Origin of the sequence: Variovorax sp. PMC12 (assembly GCF_003019815.1) — a bacterium.
GTDB lineage: Bacteria > Pseudomonadota > Gammaproteobacteria > Burkholderiales > Burkholderiaceae_C > Variovorax.
In genome coordinates, this window is record NZ_CP027773.1 from 3,673,919 (window position 1) to 3,692,503 (window position 18,585).

An 18,585-nucleotide genomic window follows, 5' to 3' on the forward strand; every position below is an offset into this window, starting at 1 on the left:
GGCGCTCATGCGTGCTTCTCCGTTGCGTTCACGGAAGTCGCGCGCTGCGACTTGCGGCGCGCCGCGAAGAGCGACGCCATGCCCTTGGGCAGGAACATCATGAAGAGCATGAGGATGCCGCCGTAGATGATTTCCTGGTACGACGGCGCCTGCCGCAGCAGCTCCGACGCCAGGCCGAACACGATGGCGCCGGCCACCGCGCCGCGCACCGAACCCAGGCCGCCCACCACCACCATCGTGAGGATCAGGATGGTGGTCTGGAAGCCCAGGCTCTCGGGATGGATGAAGGAGGTGAACAGCGTGTACATGCCGCCAGCCACGCCCGCGAAGGCGGCCGACAGCACGAAGGCCGTGACCTTCACCGCGCGTGTGTTCACACCCATGGCGATGGCCGCCACGTCGCTCTCGCGCACCGCGCGGAACGACGAGCCCAGCCGAGAGCGCGACAGCGCCACCGTGAGCCACAGCATCAGCGCCGCGATGGCCACCACGAAGGGGTATGCCTGCAGGTCGTTGAGCAGCTGGTGGCCGCCGAGCGAGGCCGGCTTCATCTGCAGGCCGTTGGAGCCGTTGGTCACCGATTCCCAGTTCAGGAACACCCACTGCATCGCCTCGCCGAAGGCGAAGGTGGCCAGCGCCAGGTAGATGTCGCGCATGCGCAGCGCCAGCAGTCCGATCACCCAGCCCAGCGCGGCCGAAAGCACGGCGCCCGCGAGGATCGACACGAAGAACGGCGGCTGCCACTGGTTGTTGATGAGCCCGGCCGTGTAGATGCCGATGCCGAAGAAGGCCGCGTGCGACAGCGCGAACTGGCCCGTCTCGCCGATGACCAGGTGCATGCCCAGCGCCAGCACCGAGAACACCATCAGCAGGTTGACCACGTACAGCACATAGCCGCTGGTGGTGAAGGGCAGCACCGCGAGCACCACGGCCATGCCGAGCAGCACCCCGCGGTCCCACCAAGGGGACGAAACTGTCGAAGCGCTCATACCTTCTTCACCTGAGGCTTGCCGCCGAGCAGCCCTTGCGGACGCACCAGCAGCACCACCATGATCGCCACGAAGGGCGCGACCACGATGGCGTTGGACGAAATGAAAAGCCCCACCAGGTTCTCGACGATGCCGATGATGAAGCCGCCGACCACCGCGCCCGGCAGGCTGGTGAAGCCGCCGACGATGGCCGCCGCGTAGGCCAGGATCGCGATGTGGCCGATGTCGGGCGTGATGAGGATCTTGGGCGTGATCAGCAGCGCCGAGATGGCCGAGATGACACCCGTGAGCGCCCAGATCTTCATGCGGATGGTGCCGAGCTTCACGCCCACGATCTGCGCGCCGCGCGGGTTCATGCCCACCGCGCGCATGGCCTGGCCGGTGCGGGTGCGCGTGAACATCAGGTACAGCAGCACCATCACCACCACCGCCGAGCCGAAGATGGCCAGGTCGAGCAGCGTGAGCGAGGCCTGCCCGATCATGATGGGGTCCTGCGGCACCAGCGAGGGCAGCGAGCGCGGCGTGTCGCCCAGGCCGGTCTTGCGCACCAGCCCCTTGAGCAGGTACGCGAAGCCGAGCGTGGCAATGACGAGCTGCACGCCCACGCCGCGCGAGGCGGTCACGCGCTGCATCACCACGCGCTGGAAGGCCGCGGCGAGCAAGGCGGTGACCACGATGCTCGCGAGCACCGCGGCCCAGTAGGGCCAGCCCCACACCACCAGCGGAAAGAGCGCGGCGTAGCCGCCGGCCATGAAGATTTCGCCTTGCGAGAAGTTCGGCACGTCGGTGGTCTTGAAGACCATGACGATCGCCACCGCGAGCAGCGCGTAGACGCTGCCGGTGACGATGCCGGACAGCACGCCCTGCTGGACGAACAGCCAGATGTCGGAAAGACTCATGTCGCGCCGGCCGTTAGGGCTTGTACTGCCACACGCTCTTGTAGCTGCCCGGCACCAGCGCCATGTTGCTGCCGTCGAACTTGATGTAGATCGCCGCTTCCTGCGCCGCGTGGTCCTGCGGGCCGAACTCGATCGGGCCGGCCATCACGCCGGAGTCGAACTTCATCGTCGACAGTGCCGCGAGCACCTTCTCGCGCGTCGGGTTGGGGCCGGCCGCCTTCAGTGCGTTGACCACGGCCATCGCGGGCGGAATGCCGTAGGGCATGTAGGCCTGCGGATAGCCCGGCTTGGAGGCCAGGTCGGGGTAGGAGGCCTTGTACATGTCGTACACCCACTTGAGCTTGGGGCCGCCGGGAACGTCGGCCAGCACTTCCTGGATGTAGACGTTCTTGAAGGCATCCTTGTTGCCCACGTTCTCCACCAGCTGCTTGAGGTCGGCGGTGGAGTTGACGGCCAGCACGATGGGCTTGTTGAAGCCCAGCTCGAAGGCGCGCTTGACGATCAGGCTCACCGGCCGTGCATAGGTGGTGAGCAGCAGCACGTCGGGGTTGGCGGCCTTGATCTTCAGCATGGGCGCGGTCACGTCGGTGATGTTCGGGTTGACCGACTGCACCTGCAGGTCGACGCCGCCCAGGGCCTTGGCCTGCGCCTGGGCCGACTCCAGGTTCCAGCCGCCGTAGGCGTCGTCGTGGTTGATGTAGCCGATCTTCTTCGCCTTGAGCTGCTCGCTCGCGAACTGCACCATCGAGCCGCCCACCGCATGCTGCGAGATGGAGAACGCGCCGTAGATGTACTTCGACGGCGGATACAGCGCGCCGTCGCCCGAGGCGTTGAGCATGACCAGCGGGATCTTCGCGCGCTCGACGTATTCGCGCGCGCCCACCACGGCGGCCGAGCAGGAGCCGCCGTTGAGCAGGAACACCTGGTCCTGCTCGGTGAGCTTCTTCACCGCGGCCAGCAGGTCGTTGGCGTTGCAGCGGTCGTCTTCCACCACGAGCTCGATCTTGCGGCCGTTCACGCCGCCTTCCTTGTTGATCTTGTCGTAGTACATCTTCGCGGCGTTGATGACGTCGAAGCCGTAGTTCATCGACGGGCCCGACATCGGCGAGAACATGCCGATCTTGATGGTCTTGTCGGTCAGGCCGGGCTCGGCCTGCGCGAGCGCGGCGGGCGCCGTCGCGCAGAGCGCCACGCCCAGGGCCAGTGCCGAAATCAGGAAGTTCTTTTTCATGAGCTGTCTCCGTTGCAATGAAAGGGTGAAAGACCTGCGCGGCCGTCACTGCATGCGGTAGCCGCCGTTGACGTCGATCACGTTGCCGGTGATGTACGCCGCCTGCTCCGACACCAGGTAGTCGACCGCGCCGGCCACGTCGTCCACCGTGCCGATGCGCCCGAGCGGGATGCTGGCGGCGGCCGCGTCGAGCGCGCCGCTGCTGCGCACGGTGCCGCGCAGCATGTCGGTGTCGATCAGCCCGGGGGCCACCGAATTGACCGTGACGCCCAGGTGCGCCGATTCGCGCGCCATCGCCTTCGTGAGGCCGAGCACCGCCGACTTGGCGCCGATGTAGGTGGCGCTGGAGCGGTAGCCCCCCAGCTGCGCCGCCACCGAGCCGAAGGTGACGATTCGGCCGTGCGCCACGGGCGCCGCTTCGCGCCGGCGCAGGTAGGCGCGCCCGCACAGGAACACGCTGCGCGCGTTGACGGCGAAGGTGCGCTCCCAGTCTTCGAGCGTGGTGTCCTTGATGGGCGAACGCTCGCCGCCGGGCATCAGCAGGATGCCGGCCACGCAGACTATTGCGGCCACCGGGCCGAGCATGCTCTCGATGTCGTCGAACGCGGCTTCGACGGCGGCTTCCTGGCTCACGTCGAACTGGCGGAAGTGGTGGCCCTCGCCGAGCGACCGGGCCACGGCGCGGGCGTTGTCGCCGTCGATGTCGGCCACCACGACGCGAAAGCCGCTGGCCGCGAGGCGGCGGCACACGGCCTCGCCGATGCCGCGGCCGCCGCCGGTCACGAGGGCCAGCCGGCCGTGAGGTTGTGCATGATGTTCCGACATGGGCTGCAAGGTCTCCGGGCCGCTTCGAGGCGGCATGAAAGTTGATCGAGGGCCGCATTGTGTATACATGAACACTTTTCGAAGCCCTCGTTTTCCCTGATATCACGCCTTATTTCTGACTTTCACTGGCATCATGTATACCTGACATGGACACACTCTCCCAACAAGTCACCGAGACGCTGCGCACCTGGATCCTTCACGGCAGGCTGCAGCCGGGCATGCGCGTGGAAGAAGTGCCGATCGCCGAAACCCTCAAGGTGTCGCGCACGCCGGTGCGCGCCGCGCTGGCTGCGCTGGCGATGGAAGGGCTGATCGACCACCAGCCGAAGAAGGGCTACCTTGTGCGCTCGTTCGCGCTCGAGGACATCCTCGCGGCCTACGAGGTGCGCTCGGTGCTGGAGGGGCTGGCCTGCAGGCGCTTCGCCGCGCTGGGCGTGGACGAGCCGACCGCCGCGCTGTTGCAGGAGTGCCTGCGCGAAGGCGACGAAATACTTGCGAAGGGAAAGCTGCTGGCCGAAGACCTCGCGCCCTACCAGCAGATGAATGTGCGGCTGCACAACGCGCTGATGCATGGTGCGGGCAACCAGTGGATCGTGCGCTTCGGCGCGCAGGCGCAGGCGGTGCCGTTCGCCTCGGACCGCATCATGCTGTGGCACGACCACGGCGTGATCCTGCGCTCGCACGACGACCACCACCGCATCGTGCAGGCCGTGATTTCAGGCGACGCCGCTCGCGCGGAGCAGCTGATGCGCGAGCATGTGTACTACGCAGGCATCCTGCTGCGCGACAACTACCAGCGGCTGCTGGGCGAGCGCAGCCGCGACGGGCTGCAGCAGGCCGCGCTCACGGGCGAGTCGTCGCCGTCCACGGCTTCCTGATGCGCAGCATGCCTTCCTGCGCGGCCGAGGCCACGAGGCGGCCGTCGCGCGCATAGAGGCTGCCGCGGCACAGGCCGCGCGCGCCGCCGGCGCTGGGCGAGTCGAGCACGTACAGCAGCCAGTCGTCCATGCGGAAATCGCGGTGGAACCACATCGCGTGGTCCAGGCTGGCGGGGCGCACCTGGCCGCTCATGAAGCTCAGGCCGTGCGGCAGCATCGCGGCGCGCAGCAGGCCGTGGTCGGAGGCGTAGGCCAGCAGTGCGCGGTGGACCATCGGGTCGTCGGGCAGCGGCGCGATGGCGCGCATCCAGATCGCGCTTTGCGCCGAGGCCGGACGCGGCAGCGGCGCCATCAGGTCCTCGGGGTCGACGCGGCGGTACTCGATGCCGTGCGGCTGGATCGCCTTGCTGCGCCATGGCTCGGGCAGGCGGTCGCCGAGGGCGATGCGCTGGTCGAGCTCGCTGGCGAGGCCTTCGGGGCCGGCCACGGCGGGCATGTCGAACTGGTGCTCGACGCCCTCGTCCACGGTCTGGAACGAGGCCGACATCTCGAAAATGATGCGTTCCTGCTGGCGCGCCACCACGTGGCGGGTGGTGAAGCTGCGGCCGTCGCGCACGCGGTCCACGCTGTATTCGATGGGCGCATGCTCGCCCGGCAGCAGGAAGTAGGCGTGCATGGAATGCACCGGGCGCTCGGCGCCGACCGTGAGGCTGGCGGCCATGAGCGACTGGCCGAGCACCTGGCCGCCGAAGACGGCGGGGGTGCCGATGTCCTCGCTCCGGGCCCGGAAGCGGTCGCCGCCCAGGGGTTCGAGCTGCATGAGCGCGACGAGTTCGTCGACGAGGCGGGAGGCGGTGGCGGAGTCGGTGGTCATCGGAAGGGAGAAAGCGGGTCGAGGCTATCGAAGCGGGCTGGAAGCAACCCTCCACCATAGCAAAGCCCGGGCCGGCCAGCTGTCGCGGGCCGGTCAGCAGCCCCACCGTCAGCTGCTGCTACTTGTAGAAGCACATGCCCATGAGGCGGGCGCGGCAGCCGTAGTCCGTGCCGCCCTGCACCACGCGCACCGGCACGCCGGCCAGCAGCAGCGAACCGTCGTCGGCATACACCAGCGGCGAAGGCGCGGCCTTGCTGAAGGGGGCGCTGAGCGTTTCCTGCTCGACGTAGCCCAGGTACTGGCGCCGGGAGAAGTCGACCGTGTCGGCCGACTTGATCGGCACCGCCGCGTAACGCTTGCCGTAGACGGTGCCGAAGTAGCGCAGCGTGGGGCCGGGGCGGTCGCCGTATTTCGCGTCGGTCCTGGCGAAGCCGGTCTGGATCAGGAAGGCGCGGTCCTCGGGCGTCAGGTCGGCGTCGAAAGCCATCAGCACGTACTGGCCCTCGAAGCTCTGGTTGCGCGCCACCTTCAGCTCGCCGAGCAGCGCGGGCGTGACCTTGGCGCGGCCTTCCCAGCGCAGCAACGCCGCCACCGAAGGATCGCCGTCGAACACGTAGTGGTAGTTCTCGCCGGCAATGGCGACCTTGCGGCCGTCCTTGGCGGCGAAGAAGCTCAGCAGCCGGTCCTTGCCGTGCACGGGCTCGCCTTCGGGGGTACTGGCGCAGCCGGCCAGCATGAGGCCGATGGCGGCGCAGGACAGCGTCAGGAGGGTGCGACGCGCGGGTGTCGACAACGAAGGAAAGTGCACGGTTCGTCCGGGGTTCGAGTTCATCAAGCCCCGGACTCTAGCGCGCCGCCGCGATCAGCGGTCGAGGTCGACGCCGTCGGCGAGCAGCTTTTGCTGCAGCGCGGGAACGTCCACCTTCGCGAAGCTGCCGCCGCCCAGCGAGGCCGCAGCGGTGCCCGCCGCCTGCCCCATGACGAAGCAGCCCCCGCTCGCGCGCGCGGCCGACTGGCCTTCGTGCGTCATCGATGCGCAGCGGCCGGCCACCAGCAGGTTGTCGACCGCCTGCGGCACCAGCATGCGCCACGGCAGGTGGTTGTAGGCGTTGTCTTCGTCGCGCGGGAAGGCCCACTCGATGCGGCCGTCGGCGTGCATTTCCATCGGCCAGGCATTCAGGCCGATGTTGTCGTCGAACTTGGCCGAAGAAAGGATGTCCTCGCGCCCGAGCGCATAGAGGCCCTGGATGCGCCGCGTCTCGCGGATGCCGACCTGCGGCGCGATCTCCACGATGGCCGACTGCGCGAAGCCCGGCACCTCGGCCTTCAGGAACCTGAAGTACTCGCTGATCTGGCGGCGGCCTTCGAGTTCGCCTTCGGTCAGCTCGCGCGCGTCCACGCCGTTCATCGCGCGGCCCTGGGCGTTGCGGATCTGCGTGACGTTGGCGCGCCATTCGCGCGGGTCCTTGTTGGGCCGCAGGATGGCGCCTTCGCGCGGGAACTTGTAGACACCCGGCTTCTGCTGCTCGGCGCGCGCCATGAAATCGTTGATGGCCTTGAACTCGCCCACCGCCTCCAGCGCGGCCGGCGCGTCGACCTGGCCGATGCGGAACATGGTGGTCGGGAACAGCCCGCTGCCGTGGCCGTCGCCCACCTCGAAAGGCACGCCCGCGAAGGCGGCCACGTCGGCGTCCCCGCTGGCGTCGATGAAGGCGTTGGCGCGGATGGCCTGGCGGCCCGACTTGGTCTCGACCACCAGCGCCGCGATGCGGCTGCCGTCGCGGATCACCGCGGCCGCATACGCATGGAACAGCAGCTTCACGCCGGCCGCTTCGAGCAGCTGGTCGGCGGCCAGTTTGTAGGCCGAGGTGTCGTAAGAGCGCACGCAGATGCGCCCGCCCATGCCGTTCTGCGGCTGGTTCATGCCGTTGAGCCCGGCGATGCGCTCGATCAGCTCGTCGACCACGCCGCGCACCAGCTGGGTCATCTCGCCCTTGCGCTTGCCGTACAGGCCCGCGAAGTTGGTGACGCCGCCGGCCGTGCCCATGCCGCCGAGGAAGCCGTAGCGCTCCACCAGCAGCGTGCTGGCGCCGTGGCGCGCCGCGCTCACGGCGGCGGCGATGCCGGCGGGGCCGCCGCCGACCACCACCACGTCGTATTCGCCGAAGACCGGCAGCTCGCGCGCCGGTTCGTGCAAGGTCTGGACTGTCGTCATCACTGGAGCTTGATGCCGCGTGCGGAAATGATCTTCGTCATGATGGCCGCCTCTTCGTTCACGCGCGTGCGCATGCCGTCCGGCGAGGTGCCCACGGCCTGCCAGCCTTGCTCGAAGAGCTTGCGGCGCACGTCCGGGTCCTTCATGACCACTTCGAGTTCGCGGCTGATGCGCGCCTGCGCCGCCTTCGACAGGTTGGCTGGGCCCAGCAGCGCCACCCAGACTTCGAGGTTGAAGTCCTTCACGCCGGCCTCCGACAGCGGCGGGATCTCGGGCACCAGCGCGCTGCGTCCGCCCGTGAGGCCGATGGCTTTGAGCTTGCCGGCCTTGATCTGCGGCATGGCCACGCCCGGCGGGATCAGGCCCATCTGCACCTGGTCGCCCAGCATGGCGGTGATGACCTGCGGGTTGCCCTGGTAGGGCACGTGCTCGGGCTTGAAGCCGGGCACGCGGGTCTTGAGCAGCTCCATGCCCAGGTGGCCGACAGAGCCGATGCCCACCGAGCCGTAGTTCCACTTGTCGCCGGCCTTGCGGCCCGCGTCGAAGAAGGCGGCGCCCGAGGGCAGGTTGTTCTGCGCCACCAGCACCAGCGGCGCGGTCGCGATCAGCGACAGGTAGGTGAAGTCCTTGACCGGGTCGTACGGCAGCTTGGCGTACAGCATCTTCGACGACGTGAGGTTGCCGTTGATGACGATGCCCAGCGTGTGGTCGTCGGTGGCCTTGGCCACTTGGTCGGCCGCGATGTTGCCCGATGCGCCCGCCTTGTTGTCCACCACGATCGGCTGGCCCAGCGCCTTGGACAGCGGCTCGGCGATGGTGCGCGCGGCGATGTCGGGCGTGGAGCCGCCGGGGAAGCCCACGAGCAGGCGGATCGGCTTGTTCGGCCAGGCGGCGTTCTGCGCGCCGGCGGTCATCGGCAGCGCGGCGGCGGCGGCCAGGCCGCAGGCAATCAGGAGGGCTCTCTTGGTGACGGACATGGAGAAAAGTGTGAAAAAGTTAGCAAAAAGCAAAGAGGGCCAGCTTAACTGCCGAGCGAAGCGCTGGGCAAGGCGCGGGCCGCGCTAATCGAGGCTGATGTTGCCCCTGCGCACCAGCTCGCCATACACCTTCGACTTGGCCTCGGCGTTGCGCTCGATTTCCTCGGGCGACCAGGCCAGCGGCTCGAAGGCGAAGGTGTCGAAGCGGGCACGGATCTCGGGGTCGGCGATGACCTTGGCCACGTCGGCGTTGATCTTCGCCTTCACGGCCGCCGGCACGCCCTTTGGCGCGAGCAGCGACACGAAGGAATTGACCTCCAGCGAGGCCGGGCCGCCGGCCTCGGCCATGGTCGGCACGTCGGGCATCTGCGGAATGCGCCGTGGCGCCGCGACGGCCAGGTAGCGCAGCTTGCCGGCCTTGTAGATGCCCTGGCTCGACGGAATGCTCGCGAAGGCCCACGGCACTTCGCCGGTGCCCACGTTGGAATACAGCTGCGACACCTCGCGGTACGGCGCGTGGCGCATGCGGATGCCGGTGAGCGCCTCGAGCTGCTGCGCGCCCAGGTGGCCCGGGCTGCCGACGCCCCACGAGCCATAGACGATGGCGTCCGGCTCGGCCTTGGCGGCGGCGATCAGGTCGCCCATGTTCTTCCACTTCGGGTCGGTGCCCACCGCCACGAAGAAAGGCGTGCGAAACAGCGAGGCCACCGGGTCGAAGTGCTGCAGCGTCACGAAGTTCTTCGACTTGTACAGGTGCGGCAGCGCGGCGATGTGCTCGCTGTCGAGCTGCAGCAGCGTGTAGCCGTCGGGCGCGGCGCGGCGGGCCTGGTCGATGGCGATGAAGCCGCCGCCGCCGGGCTTGTTGTCGATCAGCACGCGCTGGTTCCACAGGCGCGAGAGCTTGTCGGACACCAGGCGCAGCACCGCGTCGGGGCCGCTGCCGGCCGCGAAGGGCGTGACCAGCGTCACGGGTTTGTTCGGAAAATCGCCGGCCTGCGCCAGCGCGGCGGTGGTGGCGGTGGCGCCGGTCACGGCAAGGATGCCGGTCAGCAGTGCGCGCGGGAAGTTCATGCTTTGTCTCCTGGGCCTCTGGCCTCGAATAGTGATGATGAAGGGAACAGGTTTCAGCGCGGCGAAAGCGCCCGGGGCGCGTCGTCCAGGCAGTGCTCGGGCCGCCATGCATAGAGCCACTCGACCGCATCGTAGAAGCGTTCGGGCGTGCGGCCGGTCCAGAGGCTGTTGCGCACCAGCCGCTCCACGCCCTTGGCGTGATAGATGCGGCCCATCTCGCGCACCGACAGCACCACGCGCGCGGTGCGGGCGACGCGCGCGGCCTCGTACAGCTTGAACGCGGCGGCCATGTCGAAATCGCAGGCTTTCACGGCCTCGCCCAGCGTCACCGCGTCTTCGAGCGCCATGCAGGCGCCCTGCGCGAGGTACTGCATCATGGGGTGCGCCGCGTCGCCCAGCAGCGTGGCCGGGCCGTCGCTCCAGCGCTCGACCGGGTCGCGGTCGGCGGTGCTCCAGCGGCGCCACGAGGTCGGGCGGTCGAGCAGCTGGCGCGGGCGCGCGTGCACGCCCTCGAAGTACGACAGCACTTCCTCCTTGCTGCCGTCGGTCACGCCCCACTGTTCCTGCTCGCGGCTGTGGAAGGTGACGACCAGGTTGTATTGCTCGCCGTGGCGCAGCGGGTAGTGCACCAGGTGGCAGTCGGGGCCGGCCCACACCACCGGCGCGTTCCAGCACAGGTCGGCCGGCATGTCGGCGGCCGGCACCACCGCGCGGTAGACCACGTGGCCAGACACGCGCGGCGCGTCGCCGATGAGCCTGGCGCGCACCACCGACTTCACGCCGTCGCAGCCGACGATGGCGTCGGCCTTGAAGCGGCGGCCGTCGGTGGTGACGGCGGCCACGCCCTGGGCGCCGATGTCGAGCGCCTCGACCTGCGCCGAGGTGTGGAAGCGGATCAGCGGATGCTGCTTCACCGCCTCGTGGATGGCGCCGTGCAGGTCGGCGCGGTGGCTCACCGCATACGGGTTCCGGAAGCGCGCGCGGAAGGCTTCGCCCACCGGCACCGAGGCCACTTCGCCGCAATCGACGGCGTCCATCATCACCAGCCGGTCGGTGAACACCGAGCCGCGGCGCACCGCCTCGCCCACGCCCAGCGCGTCGAGCGCGGCGAAGGCGTTGGGGCCGAGCTGCAGGCCGGCGCCGATCTCGCCGATGGCGGCGCTCTGCTCCAGCAGGTCGATGGACACGCCAAGGCGCGCCAGCGCCAGCGCCGCGGCCATGCCGCCGATGCCGCCGCCGACCAGCAGCACGGAGGGGGGGTTCTTCGAAAGGGTCATGGCGCGTGCCTGTGCGATCGGGAGAAAGACTCAGTCGATACGGACCGTGAGAGACGGCAGGCGCTCGATGCTCACCTTGATGGTCTGCCCGGCCTTCACCGCGCCCACGCCTTCGGGCGTGCCGGTGAAGATCAGGTCGCCGGGCTGCAGCGTGAAGAGCGTCGACAGGTTGGCGATGACCTCGTTCACCGACCAGATCAGGTGCGTGATGTCGCTGTTCTGGCGCACCTGGCCGTCGACTTCGAGGGTGATGGCGCCGGCGTTGATCTCGCCCACGTCGGCCAGCGTGCGCAGCGGCGCGATGGGCGCGGAGAAGTCGAACGCCTTGCCGATTTCCCAGGGGCGGCCCTGCTCGCGCATCTTCATCTGCAGGTCGCGGCGGGTCATGTCCAGGCCCACGGCATAGCTGTGGATGTGGCTGGCGGCGTCTTCGACCTTGATGTCCTTGCCGCCCTTGCCGATGGCCACGACCAGTTCGGCTTCGTAGTGGTAGTTGCTGGTGAGCGGCGGGTACGGAATGCTGCCGGTCGCGCCCGCGGCCACGGGCACCACCGAGGCGTCGTCATTCGGCTTGCAGAAGAAGAACGGCGGTTCGCGGTCGGGGTCGAAGCCCATCTCGCGCGCATGGGCCGCGTAGTTGCGGCCGACGCAGTACACGCGGCGCACGGGGAACAGCTTGTCGGAATCCACGATGGGCAGGCCGACGACGGAAGGAGGCGTGAAAACGAAGGACATGGGGGGTTCCTGCCGCACTGGGCGGCACACGGTCAACAAAACAAAAGAAGAAATTCGGCCGGCGCCGGGCCGCCCCAAGGCGGCCGAGCCTCCCCCTCGGGGGGTGGCGAATTACACGAAGCGAAGCGCAGTGAAAAGCCGGGGGGTCAACATCCTTCGAGGAAGGCTTCGCGCAGGATGCCCATGGCCTGCTGCACGGGGCGGTCCGAGAAGCTGAAGAGCACGGCGTCTTCGCTCGGCGACGACAGCTTCAGCGGCGCCCACGAAGGCACCACGAAGGTGTCGCGCGGGCCGAACGTGAAGCGCTGGCCGGCGATCTCGGCCGTGCCGTGGCCTTCGACCACGCTGTACACCGCGCCGTCCGTGGCGCGGTGGGTCTTGCCCGCGAAGCCCTTGGGGCAAAGCTGCAGGTTGGTCGAGATGGTCGGCATCGGCGAGCCGCCCGTCAGCGGGTTGACGTAGCGCAGCTTGTGGCCCAGCCACGCGTCGGGCGCTTCCTGCTTCTGCAACATGGCCAGTGCCTCGCGGCTGCGCGCATAGGGGTAGTTGAAGATCGGCGAGGTGGCCGACACATGGTCGTGGCGCACCGGCACCATGTTGTGGCCGAAGCGCGCGAGGCTGTTGCCTTCCGCGCGCGAGACGTGCTGCACCTTGGAATCGTCGTTCTCGGCGAAGCCCGCGTCGAAGAAGCGCAGCATCGGAATGTCGAGCCCGTCGAGCCACACCACCGGCTCCACGCTGCCGCCGATGCCCTCGTTGCCGTGGTCGTGCCAGGCCCACGACGGCGTGATGATGAAGTCGCCGGGGTACATGGTGGTGCGCTCGCCGCCCACCGTGGTGTAGGCGCCCTTGCCGTCGACGATGAAGCGCAGCGCCGACTGCACATGGCGGTGCGAAGGCGCCACCTCGCCCGGCATGATGAGCTGCAGGCCGGCATACAGCGACTGCGTGATCGACGAGTTGCCGGGCAGCGCCGGGTTCTCGAGCACCAGCACGCGGCGCACGGCCTCTTCGGCGGTGATGAGGTCGGCCGACTCCATCAGCAGCGGGCGGATCTCGTCGTAGCGCCACAGCGCGGGCACGCAGGGCGTCTGCGGTTCGCGCGGCACGAGCGCGTGCAGCGACTCCCACAGCGGCGTGAGATGCAGCGGGCCGATGCGGGCGTAGTAGTCGCGGCGCTCTGCCGCGTTGGAGGGAACGGGTTTCATGGGCGTGGTTGTCTCCGTGGCCGGGCATTGTTGAGCCGCACCACTATTTCCTCAAGCCCGGCAGCTAATACACGGAATCCGGAATTTCGATAATGGTGCCTTTCGCTCCAGGGAAACACCCATGTCCAGGCTCGATCTCGAATGGCTCGCCGTGTTCGACGAGGTCTACAAGACCGGCAACGTCTCCAAGGCGGCCGAGCGGCTGGGCATGGCGCAGTCGGCGGCCAGCACCGCGCTGAACAAGCTGCGCGCGCACTTCGACGACCGCCTCTTCACCCGCACCGCGCAGGGCATGCAGCCCACGCCGCATGCGGAGCGCATCTACCCGAACCTGCGCGAGGCGCTGGGCCAGCTGGCGCAGGCCCAGGGCAACCGCAGCAGCTTCGACCCCGCGCAGGCGCAGCGGCGCTTTCGCATCTGCATGACGGACATCAGCGAGGTGGTGCTGCTGCCAGGCCTGCTCGACCACCTGCGGCATGCGGCGCCGGGGGTGCACATCGAGACCGAGATCATCTCCACCATCAGCGGGCGCCGCCTGCAGGACGGCGAGGTCGACCTGGCCGTGGGCTTCATGCCCCAGCTGGACGCGGGCTTCTACCAGCAGACGCTGTTCATGCAGAACTTCGTGTGCCTGGCCGCGCAGAACCATCCGCGCATCGGCGCGCGGCTCACGCGCAGGCGCTTCGAGGCGGAGGCGCATGCGGTGGTGTCGACGTCGGGCACGGGGCACGCCATCGTCGACACCACGCTCGCGCGGCTGGGGCTCAGGCGCAACGTGGTGGTGCGGCTGTCGAGCTTCCTGAGCGTGGCGCGCATCGTGGCGCATACCGAGCTGCTGGTGGTGGTGCCGCGCATCCTGGGCAAGGTGCTGGCCACGCAGGAGCCGGTGAAGCTGCTGGAGCCGCCCTTCTCGCTGCCCGACTACGCGGTGAAGCAGCACTGGCACGAGCGCTTCCACGCCGACCCGGGCAACGCGTGGCTGCGGCGCACGCTGGCCCAGCTGTTCAGCGGCGCCTGAAGGGGCCGCGTGAAGGGGCGCGCGCTCGCATAATCGCGGCTCCCCACCACAGCCATTCCAGAAAAGGCGAACCATGTCCTCGATCACCCTGCGCTTTCTTGCCGAGCCGAACACCGTCAACTTCGGCGGCAAGGTCCACGGCGGCACGGTCATGAAGTGGATCGACGAGGCCGGCTACGCCTGCGCGACCAGCTGGGCCAAGCGCTACTGCGTCACCGCCTTCATCGGCAGCATCCGCTTCCACCGGCCGATCATGATCGGCGACCTCGTCGAGGTGGAGGCCCGCCTGGCCTACACCGGCAAGACCAGCATGAACATCTCGGTCGAGGTGCGCAGCGGCGACATGAAGGGCGGCGCGATGGAGAAGACCACCGAGTGCCTGATCGTCTTCGTGTCGGTCGACTCGCACGGGCGGCCATTGCAGGTCGAGAGCTTCGCACCCGGCACCCCGGGCGAAATGGCGCTGGCCGAGCGCGCCAAGGCCCACCTGGACGCCAGCCGCGCCGCGGGCGCCACGCCCTGAGCCAGGCGCTAGGCGCAAAGCCCTAATCGCGAGCGCCGGGGGCCGCTAGAGTCCTGCGATCGATTCGAATCTTTCAAGGAACACCTCGCATGGCCTCCCAGGACGACAACAGCAAAGCCGCCGACCGCATCAAGGACTCCGCCCAGCAGATCTGGCTGGCCGGGCTCGGCGCCTTCGCCAAGATGCAGCAGGAAGGCAGCAAGGCCTTCGAGGCGCTGGTCAAGGACGGCGCAGGCATGCAGAAGAAGACCCAGCAGGCCGCCGAGGAAACGCTGGCCCAGGCCCAGCAGCGCATGGCCGGCTTCGCGAGCGAGTTCGGCACCAAGGCGGCCGGCCAGTGGGGCAAGCTGGAGAACATCTTCGAGGAACGCGTGGCGCGCGCGCTCGAAAAGCTCGGCACCCCCTCGGCCGCCGACATGGCCGCGCTGCAGGCGCGCGTCGAAGCGCTCGAGGCCCAGCTGAAGAAGCAGGCGGCAGCAACAGCAGCCCCGCGCAAGGCTGCGGCCCGCAAGACGGCGGCTCCGGCCGCCAAGAAGACCACCTTGCGCCGCAGCAAGGCCGGCTGACTCTCCGCGCCGGCCCGCATCGGCCGGCCGCTATTGCGGCACTGCACAAGAAAACAGCCCCTCAAAACATGCACCGCGCCGTTCATGGTGCGGTGCACATGCGCTAGAGTGCCTTCAAGAGACAACCGGGGGCACCGAGACATGGCAAAGAAGGCGCCACGCCGCACAGCGCAACGCATCCTCGAAGCCGCATTGGACCTGTTCAACCGCTTCGGGGAGCCGAACGTCTCGACCACCCTGGTGGCAGGCGAACTCAACATCAGTCCGGGCAACCTCTACTACCACTACCCGGCCAAGGAAGAGCTGATCAACAAGCTCTACGAAGGCTACGAAGCCGAGCTCAACGAGCTGCTGCACGCGAGCGAAGGCGTGCACGACGTGGAGGACGCGTGGTTCTTCATGCACAGCCTGTTCGAGCTGATCTGGCGTTACCGCTTCCTGTACCGCGACCTCAACGACCTGCTGAGCAAGAACCGCCACCTGGAAACCCAGTTGCAGCTGGTGCTGGAGAACAAGGCCCGCGCCATCCGCCAGCTGATCGCCGGGCTGAGCCGCGCCGGCCACCTGGAGATCGATGCGCACGAGGTCGGCACCCTTGCACACAGCATGGTGGTGGTGCTGACCTACTGGCTGAGCTACGAGTACGTGCGCAACCCGCGCGAGGCGCTGGAGCCGGCGCATGCGCAGGGTGCGCTGATGCGCGGCGGCCAGCACACGCTGCACCTGCTGGCGCCGTACCTCGGCACCGAGCAAAGGCGGCATCTGCTGACATTGAGCAATGCCTACGGCGCGGAAGATGCATCCAACGCGACGTCCCCGGTCGCGTCCCCGGTCGATATGGCGGCCTAGACAAGACCATGCCCCACCCCGATTTCAAACCGCTCTCGCTGATGTCCGGCGGCGCCGCGGCCGCCGCCACCGCCGCGCAACCGTGGACGCCCCTGCCCTACGCCGACACGCCCCGCCACGACGCGCGCAGCGTGCTGGCGCACTGGCCGCGGCTGCACGCGGGCCACGACCACATGCCGCCGCCCGCCGCGGACTCGCCGCTCGCCGAGGGCTGGGCGCTGTACCACAGCGGCGAATTCGAGCGTGCGGCCACGGTCGGCCTGCTGCACGGCGCCGACGGCATGGTGCTGGCCAACCAGGCCACGGCCATCTACGCCAACTACCTGGAGCCGCGCGAATCCGTGCGGCTCGCCATGTTCCGCCAGGTGATCGAGCGCGCCGGCGCGCAGGTGCTGGCCGATCCCGGCAACTGCCAGGCCCTCTACTGGCAGGCCTATGCGCTGGGTCGCTACAGCCAGGGCATCAGCGTGGCGCGCGCGCTGGCGCAAGGGCTGGGCAGCAAGCTCAAGGGCGCGCTCGAACACGTCATCGAACTCCAGCCGGGGCATGCCGATGCGCACGTCGCGCTGGCGGCGTTCCACGCCGAGGTGATCGACAAGGTCGGCGCGCTGGTCGGACGCATGACCTACGGCGTGCGGGCCGAGGCCTCGATCGAGCTGTTCGAACGCGGCCTGGCGCTCAACCCCGATTCCGCGGCCGGAATGATGGAATACGCCCGCGCGCTGGTGATGCTGCACGGCGAGTCGCGCATGCGCGAGGCCACGCAGTGGTTCGAGAAGGCCGCCGCGCTGAATCCGGCCGACGCCCGGGAGCGGCTGGACGTGGAACTGGCGCGCGCGGGGCTGCGCGACTGACCCCGGTACTTTCAAGTACCACGCGATTTAAGATGCGCGTTTTCAGCTTTTCAATTCGACCAAGCCCATGTCCGACCTCAACGCCCAATTCGAAGCCGCCCAGGCCAACTCCAAGCTGCTCGCCGAGCGCCCCGACAACCCGACGCTGCTGAAGATCTACGGCCTGTTCAAGCAGGCCACCGAAGGCGACAACACCGCCAAGAAGCCGAGCTTCAGCGACATCGTCGCGCGCGCCAAATGGGACGCCTGGACTGCGCAGAAAGGCGCGAGCGCCGACGAAGCCAAGCAGAAGTACATCGACCTGATCGAGTCGCTGCGCGGCTGACCAGCCAACCGCCGGCTCTACCCCACGATCCCGCGCGCACGCAGCGCGGCGATCTGCTCCTCGCTCAGCCCGATTTCCTTCAGCACCGCATCGGTGTCCGCCCCCACTGCCGGTGCGTTGTGGCGGTGGCTGGCCGGCGTGAGCGACAGCTTGGGCACGAAGCCCGGCACGGCCAGCTGGCTGCCGTCGCTCATTCGCACCTGCTGCAGCATGCCGCGCGCCGCGTAGTGCGGGTCGACCGCGATGTCGGCGATGGTGTAGATGCGCCCTGCCGGCACGTGCGCCGCGTCGAGCGCGGCCAGCACCTCTTCCACCGTATGCCGCGCGGTCCAGTCGCCGATGGCGGCGTCCAGCATCCCGACCTGCGCCACGCGCCCGGCGTTGCCGGCCAATGCCGGGTCGGCGGCCAGGTCGGGCCGGCCGATGCATTCCATGAGCCTGCGGAAGATGCTGTCGCCGTTGCCCGCGACGATGGCGTAGCCGCCGTCCGCGCAGCGGTAGGCGTTGGTCGGCGCGATGCCCGGCAAGGCGCTGCCGGCCGCCTCGCGAACCGCGCCGAAGGCGTCGTACTCGGGCAGCAGGCTTTCCATGCAGTTGAACACCGCCTCGTAGAGCGCCACGTCGATCGCCTGGCCGCGGCCCCTGGGGTATTCGGCGCTCACTGTCGCATGCCGGTGCTGCATGGCCAGCAGCACGCCGATCACGCCGTGCAGCGAAGCCAGCGTGTCGCCGATCGACACGCCCACGCGCACCGGCACGCGGCCCGGTTCGCCGGTGAGGTGGCGCAACCCGCCCATGGCCTCGGCCACCACGCCGAAGCCCGGCCGATCGCGGTACGGCCCGGTCTGGCCGTAGCCGCTGATGCGCAGCATGACGAGGGCGGGGTTGGCGGCCAGCAGCTCGTCGGGGCCGAGGCCCCAGCCTTCCATGGCGCCGGGGCGGAAGTTCTCGATCAGCACGTCGGCCTCGGCCGCGAGCTTGCGCACCACGGCCTGCGCCTCGGGCTCGCGCAGGTCGAGCGCCAGCGAGCGCTTGTTGCGCGACTGCACCTGCCACCAGACCGAGGTGCCGTCCTTCAAGAGCCGCCAGCTGCGCAGCGGATCGCCCGTGCCGGGCGGCTCGATCTTGACGACCTCGGCGCCGAAGTCCGCCAGCGTGCGCGCCGCGAACGGCCCCGCGATCAGCTGGCCCAGTTCGATGACCTTGAGGCCGGCCAGCGGACCGCCGGCATGCGTAGAGGAGGCGTTCGTCGTCGCGGTCATGCCCCGGAC

General features: G+C 68.9%; 20 protein-coding genes. 7 read left to right on the top strand and 13 right to left on the bottom strand.

Annotated elements, in window-relative coordinates:
- Positions 1 to 5 precede the first annotated feature (5 nt).
- The 4 genes from C4F17_RS16960 to C4F17_RS16975 are packed head-to-tail and all read right to left on the bottom strand — an operon-like array spanning position 6 to position 3,944.
- Positions 6 to 989, bottom strand: a complete 984-nt coding sequence (locus C4F17_RS16960) for a branched-chain amino acid ABC transporter permease (RefSeq protein WP_106936021.1) — start codon at positions 987 to 989, stop codon at positions 6 to 8.
- Positions 986 to 1,888 (bottom strand): branched-chain amino acid ABC transporter permease, encoded by a 903-nt coding sequence (locus C4F17_RS16965; RefSeq protein ID WP_081270710.1) that lies wholly within the window; start codon positions 1,886 to 1,888, stop codon positions 986 to 988. Before C4F17_RS16965 ends, C4F17_RS16960 begins: the two co-directional genes overlap by 4 nt.
- A gap of 13 nt (positions 1,889 to 1,901) precedes the next feature.
- The gene (locus tag C4F17_RS16970; RefSeq protein ID WP_081270709.1) at positions 1,902 to 3,119 is read right to left on the bottom strand and encodes an ABC transporter substrate-binding protein; all 1,218 of its coding nucleotides are present in this window, start codon (positions 3,117 to 3,119) and stop codon (positions 1,902 to 1,904) included.
- Between the two features lie 45 nt (positions 3,120 to 3,164).
- Entirely contained in the window at positions 3,165 to 3,944 is a 780-nt protein-coding gene (locus tag C4F17_RS16975; protein WP_106937598.1) for an SDR family NAD(P)-dependent oxidoreductase, read from the bottom strand.
- A 146-nt stretch (positions 3,945 to 4,090) separates the two neighbouring features.
- Between C4F17_RS16975 and C4F17_RS16980 the strand changes: the two genes are divergently transcribed.
- Positions 4,091 to 4,822, top strand: coding sequence for a GntR family transcriptional regulator (locus C4F17_RS16980; RefSeq protein WP_106936022.1), 732 nt, complete (start codon positions 4,091 to 4,093; stop codon positions 4,820 to 4,822).
- Here C4F17_RS16980 and C4F17_RS16985 read toward each other — a convergent pair.
- The 8 genes from C4F17_RS16985 to gtdA all read right to left on the bottom strand — a co-directional run bounded on the left by C4F17_RS16985 (position 4,788) and on the right by gtdA (position 13,179).
- The gene (locus C4F17_RS16985) at positions 4,788 to 5,696 is read right to left on the bottom strand and encodes an acyl-CoA thioesterase (RefSeq protein ID WP_081270707.1); all 909 of its coding nucleotides are present in this window, start codon (positions 5,694 to 5,696) and stop codon (positions 4,788 to 4,790) included. The two genes, C4F17_RS16980 and C4F17_RS16985, sit on opposite strands and share 35 nt — an antisense overlap.
- Positions 5,697 to 5,814: 118 nt before the next feature.
- Entirely contained in the window at positions 5,815 to 6,504 is a 690-nt protein-coding gene (locus C4F17_RS16990; protein ID WP_234382143.1) for a hypothetical protein, read from the bottom strand.
- Positions 6,505 to 6,558: 54 nt separating this feature from the next.
- Positions 6,559 to 7,911 (bottom strand): FAD-dependent oxidoreductase, encoded by a 1,353-nt coding sequence (locus C4F17_RS16995; RefSeq protein WP_106936023.1) that lies wholly within the window; start codon positions 7,909 to 7,911, stop codon positions 6,559 to 6,561.
- Positions 7,911 to 8,888, bottom strand: a complete 978-nt coding sequence (locus C4F17_RS17000) for a Bug family tripartite tricarboxylate transporter substrate binding protein (protein ID WP_081270704.1) — start codon at positions 8,886 to 8,888, stop codon at positions 7,911 to 7,913. Before C4F17_RS17000 ends, C4F17_RS16995 begins: the two co-directional genes overlap by 1 nt.
- Before the next feature lie 84 nt (positions 8,889 to 8,972).
- Positions 8,973 to 9,959, bottom strand: a complete 987-nt coding sequence (locus C4F17_RS17005) for a Bug family tripartite tricarboxylate transporter substrate binding protein (RefSeq protein WP_106936024.1) — start codon at positions 9,957 to 9,959, stop codon at positions 8,973 to 8,975.
- 53 nt (positions 9,960 to 10,012) lie between these two features.
- A complete protein-coding gene (locus tag C4F17_RS17010; RefSeq protein ID WP_106936025.1) occupies positions 10,013 to 11,236 on the bottom strand; it encodes a 3-hydroxybenzoate 6-monooxygenase in 1,224 nt (407 codons plus the stop codon).
- A gap of 30 nt (positions 11,237 to 11,266) precedes the next feature.
- Positions 11,267 to 11,971, bottom strand: a complete 705-nt coding sequence (locus C4F17_RS17015; protein WP_081270701.1) for a fumarylacetoacetate hydrolase family protein — start codon at positions 11,969 to 11,971, stop codon at positions 11,267 to 11,269.
- Between the two features lie 146 nt (positions 11,972 to 12,117).
- On the bottom strand, positions 12,118 to 13,179 hold the full coding sequence (gtdA, locus tag C4F17_RS17020; RefSeq protein WP_106936026.1) for a gentisate 1,2-dioxygenase: 1,062 nt from the start codon (positions 13,177 to 13,179) through the stop codon (positions 12,118 to 12,120).
- Between the two features lie 121 nt (positions 13,180 to 13,300).
- Here gtdA and C4F17_RS17025 point away from each other — a divergent pair, with 121 nt between their 5' ends.
- The 6 genes from C4F17_RS17025 (at position 13,301) to C4F17_RS17050 (ending at position 17,314) form a co-directional block, all read left to right on the top strand.
- On the top strand, positions 13,301 to 14,197 hold the full coding sequence (locus C4F17_RS17025; protein WP_081270699.1) for a LysR family transcriptional regulator: 897 nt from the start codon (positions 13,301 to 13,303) through the stop codon (positions 14,195 to 14,197).
- A gap of 73 nt (positions 14,198 to 14,270) precedes the next feature.
- Entirely contained in the window at positions 14,271 to 14,720 is a 450-nt protein-coding gene (locus C4F17_RS17030; protein WP_081270698.1) for an acyl-CoA thioesterase, read from the top strand.
- An 89-nt stretch (positions 14,721 to 14,809) separates the two neighbouring features.
- Positions 14,810 to 15,286: a phasin family protein gene (locus tag C4F17_RS17035; RefSeq protein WP_081270697.1), complete on the top strand. Its 477-nt coding sequence runs from the start codon at positions 14,810 to 14,812 to the stop codon at positions 15,284 to 15,286.
- A 141-nt stretch (positions 15,287 to 15,427) separates the two neighbouring features.
- Positions 15,428 to 16,135, top strand: coding sequence for a TetR/AcrR family transcriptional regulator (locus C4F17_RS17040; protein ID WP_106936027.1), 708 nt, complete (start codon positions 15,428 to 15,430; stop codon positions 16,133 to 16,135).
- Between the two features lie 8 nt (positions 16,136 to 16,143).
- Positions 16,144 to 16,989: a hypothetical protein gene (locus C4F17_RS17045; RefSeq protein WP_172839945.1), complete on the top strand. Its 846-nt coding sequence runs from the start codon at positions 16,144 to 16,146 to the stop codon at positions 16,987 to 16,989.
- Positions 16,990 to 17,056: 67 nt separating this feature from the next.
- Entirely contained in the window at positions 17,057 to 17,314 is a 258-nt protein-coding gene (locus tag C4F17_RS17050) for an acyl-CoA-binding protein (protein WP_007835415.1), read from the top strand.
- 17 nt (positions 17,315 to 17,331) lie between these two features.
- Here the strand turns inward: C4F17_RS17050 and C4F17_RS17055 are convergent, their stop codons facing one another.
- On the bottom strand, positions 17,332 to 18,576 hold the full coding sequence (locus C4F17_RS17055; RefSeq protein WP_106936028.1) for a CaiB/BaiF CoA transferase family protein: 1,245 nt from the start codon (positions 18,574 to 18,576) through the stop codon (positions 17,332 to 17,334).
- Between the last annotated feature and the right edge of the window lie 9 nt (positions 18,577 to 18,585).

Coding starts and splice junctions, on each gene's coding strand:
- C4F17_RS16960 (WP_106936021.1), bottom strand. CDS start 989: ATGAGCGCTTCGACAGTTTCGTCCCCTTGGTGGGACCGCGGGGTGCTG.
- C4F17_RS16965 (WP_081270710.1), bottom strand. CDS start 1,888: ATGAGTCTTTCCGACATCTGGCTGTTCGTCCAGCAGGGCGTGCTGTCC.
- C4F17_RS16970 (WP_081270709.1), bottom strand. CDS start 3,119: ATGAAAAAGAACTTCCTGATTTCGGCACTGGCCCTGGGCGTGGCGCTC.
- C4F17_RS16975 (WP_106937598.1), bottom strand. CDS start 3,944: ATGTCGGAACATCATGCACAACCTCACGGCCGGCTGGCCCTCGTGACC.
- C4F17_RS16980 (WP_106936022.1), top strand. CDS start 4,091: ATGGACACACTCTCCCAACAAGTCACCGAGACGCTGCGCACCTGGATC.
- C4F17_RS16985 (WP_081270707.1), bottom strand. CDS start 5,696: ATGACCACCGACTCCGCCACCGCCTCCCGCCTCGTCGACGAACTCGTC.
- C4F17_RS16995 (WP_106936023.1), bottom strand. CDS start 7,911: ATGACGACAGTCCAGACCTTGCACGAACCGGCGCGCGAGCTGCCGGTC.
- C4F17_RS17000 (WP_081270704.1), bottom strand. CDS start 8,888: ATGTCCGTCACCAAGAGAGCCCTCCTGATTGCCTGCGGCCTGGCCGCC.
- C4F17_RS17005 (WP_106936024.1), bottom strand. CDS start 9,959: ATGAACTTCCCGCGCGCACTGCTGACCGGCATCCTTGCCGTGACCGGC.
- C4F17_RS17010 (WP_106936025.1), bottom strand. CDS start 11,236: ATGACCCTTTCGAAGAACCCCCCCTCCGTGCTGCTGGTCGGCGGCGGC.
- C4F17_RS17015 (WP_081270701.1), bottom strand. CDS start 11,971: ATGTCCTTCGTTTTCACGCCTCCTTCCGTCGTCGGCCTGCCCATCGTG.
- gtdA (WP_106936026.1), bottom strand. CDS start 13,179: ATGAAACCCGTTCCCTCCAACGCGGCAGAGCGCCGCGACTACTACGCC.
- C4F17_RS17025 (WP_081270699.1), top strand. CDS start 13,301: ATGTCCAGGCTCGATCTCGAATGGCTCGCCGTGTTCGACGAGGTCTAC.
- C4F17_RS17030 (WP_081270698.1), top strand. CDS start 14,271: ATGTCCTCGATCACCCTGCGCTTTCTTGCCGAGCCGAACACCGTCAAC.
- C4F17_RS17035 (WP_081270697.1), top strand. CDS start 14,810: ATGGCCTCCCAGGACGACAACAGCAAAGCCGCCGACCGCATCAAGGAC.
- C4F17_RS17040 (WP_106936027.1), top strand. CDS start 15,428: ATGGCAAAGAAGGCGCCACGCCGCACAGCGCAACGCATCCTCGAAGCC.
- C4F17_RS17045 (WP_172839945.1), top strand. CDS start 16,144: ATGCCCCACCCCGATTTCAAACCGCTCTCGCTGATGTCCGGCGGCGCC.
- C4F17_RS17050 (WP_007835415.1), top strand. CDS start 17,057: ATGTCCGACCTCAACGCCCAATTCGAAGCCGCCCAGGCCAACTCCAAG.
- C4F17_RS17055 (WP_106936028.1), bottom strand. CDS start 18,576: ATGACCGCGACGACGAACGCCTCCTCTACGCATGCCGGCGGTCCGCTG.